At 27.8% G+C, this 2,384-nt stretch carries 2 protein-coding genes and 1 pseudogene; all 3 read right to left on the bottom strand.

Annotated elements, in window-relative coordinates:
• Positions 1-221 precede the first annotated feature (221 nt).
• Complete coding sequence (locus V3V28_RS01340; protein ID WP_331363219.1) at positions 222-902, bottom strand: hypothetical protein; 681 nt, start codon at positions 900-902, stop codon at positions 222-224.
• Between the two features lie 82 nt (positions 903-984).
• Positions 985-1,392, bottom strand: coding sequence for a hypothetical protein (locus V3V28_RS01335; protein ID WP_331363218.1), 408 nt, complete (start codon positions 1,390-1,392; stop codon positions 985-987).
• A pseudogene (locus tag V3V28_RS01330) lies at positions 1,370-2,384 on the bottom strand (hypothetical protein); the annotation flags it as partial. The gene V3V28_RS01335 and the pseudogene V3V28_RS01330, both read right to left, overlap by 23 nt.

The following is a 2,384-nucleotide window of genomic DNA, read 5'->3' as shown; positions in this document are numbered from 1 at the left end:
AAGTGTTTTCCAATTCTCCACATGGGTCTAAAGGTACAGGCTCTTCATATTTTCCTGTTTTTGATGTTCCTAAATGGTTTAAAAAGTTTTTAAGAGTATAATAACGGATTGCTTTTTTTTGGTCTTTCTCTTGACTAGGATTAGAAAAATAGGAATCTTCCATTTCATATTCCATGACAAAGGGAAAGCTACAACTTCAATAAACAGCTTTCCATACTTGTTTAATTAATTCTTTTTTTACGCCACGTTGTTATTTTTCCATTCTTTTCTTTCACTTTAAAAAAAGCTGATTTTAACTCTACAATATTTAATGTATCTATCTGGTTTTTAATAGGTGTGCCAATACCTTCTCTCTCCAAAAAAATTGATATTAGATAATTAAAATTTTTATCAATTAAAATCTTATACTGTTCAAATCCTATATTAGAGAAAGAAAATTCAAAAACTTCTTTCTCTTTGGTTAACTTATAGGATACAAAACCTTCCTTACTAGCAACAAATCCATTATAACCTTTTTTTAGAAGACTATCCTTATAAAAAACATTAACATATGGAATCGGTTTATTTTCAAAATCTAAAAACTCAAATACAACATTAATACTATCTTTATTGTTTTTCCATATTTTGGAAATATGATAACTTTTTTTTCGTATTTCACTTTTATTATAATTTAAAACAATAATATCACTTGAAATTTTATACTCTCCATTACCAGACTCGTTAATACCATTATGTCCCGAGTGTATATAATTAAATATTTCTTTTTCAAATTTCAAACATTTTCCAAAGTCATTTAAAGTATAATCCCTACAATAAGTTCCGTTCAAACTATTTTGAGAATACGTTTTACTATAAAGTAGGCTAACTAAAATTATTAGCAAAATATTAATCGCATTTTTCACCTTACTTCTTTAACATATTATATATTAATCACACCCTAAACCTCTTCTGCCAGCATTTTCTAGTGGTAGTTATGAGTGGCTATTAATAATCTATCCACCAAACTCTTGTTCGTTTATACTTGCAATTTGGGAGTTTTTCTATAACATAAATTTTTTCGAAAATTTCATTATATGTCTCAATAAACAAGTTTTCATCTTCGCTCACTTTATGAAATAATTTTTTTCCTTCCTTCCAGAGTTCATTGATAGATACGTATTTAATTTCTGACATTCTATTTTTATAAATTGTGTCTATTTGGTTAAATCGATTAATATCAAATAAATTTTTATCAATTTTATAATATTTAATAGTATCTATTACAATTATGCTATCCTTTGAATTATCAAATAACAAATTTTTAGAAGCAATAGATTGCGCCATAATATTTGCAGTAAAACATAAAATAGTAACTAAATAAAATACGCTCTTAATTACAGTTTTTACTTCCATTTTTTTTATGGTTTTTTATAATGTTTAAAATTTTAGTTTTGTTTGGTTCTTTTTTCCAAGCCTCTGAATATATTATATCATTATTCCCATTTTTATCTTTGATTTCAGAAAGCCCTTCCCAAGCTAAGGCATCATAAAACTCATCTGTATGTTTCCCGCTATCAAACTGTTTTAACCCTTTAGCAATAGTCTCTCTATAAAATGCGGCCATTTGTTGATGATCCCAGTTTTTTTCATATTTTTTGTAATATTCGTAAATACCTGGGAAATCATTTTTAATAAGAGCTAATTTTTTATCTCTAGAATACATAAACTCCCAAAGTCTTGCGTGAATACCTTCATGTATAATAGTTCTAGCAATTGTTAAAGCAGTATTTTTATTTTCAGCTCTGTTTTGATTAATTCTAATGACAAAAGTATTGGCTATTCCACTTTGTTTAGGTGTAGCAGTAGACGCATTAGTTCCATCTCCAAGAGTTGTTGACATTACAAATTTTAAATTGAACTTAGATGGTTTTTTACCATCTTTGAAATTTTCAAGTATCCAGTTTATATTGTTTTTGTTGTCCTCCATTTTATTATAAATACATTTCGCTTTTCCCGTAAGTTTATTAATAATTCGAAGAATATTTACAGGAATTAATATTTCATCAATAGGACAATCGGTATCTGAAGTTTTTCCAGATTTATTGTTTCTTTTTTGAGCATTAGATGGTCTTCCAAAATAACCTTGTCCTACTTCTACTGTTCCTTTTGAGCCACCACCACCATAATAATTATAATAACCTACATTCACATAAGAATTACTATTCATATTGGTAGGGGCATTAGGATCGCTATATCCCCTTGATCCACCATTAGTTGCGTTTCCATTTGAAGAAGAAGTGTTTTCCAATTCTCCACATGGGTCTAAAGGTACAGGCTCTTCATATTTTCCTGTTTTTGATGTTCCTAAATGGTTTAAAAAGTTTTTAAGAGTATAATAACGGATT

It is taken from the genome of Polaribacter sp. (assembly GCF_036480315.1).
In the GTDB taxonomy this organism is placed as follows: domain Bacteria; phylum Bacteroidota; class Bacteroidia; order Flavobacteriales; family Flavobacteriaceae; genus Polaribacter.
This window is presented reverse-complemented; position numbering and strand designations above follow the sequence as displayed.

Excerpts from the sequence above, each read along its gene's own strand:
- V3V28_RS01335 (WP_331363218.1), bottom strand. The coding sequence starts at position 1,392 with ATGGAAGTAAAAACTGTAATTAAGAGCGTATTTTATTTAGTTACTATT.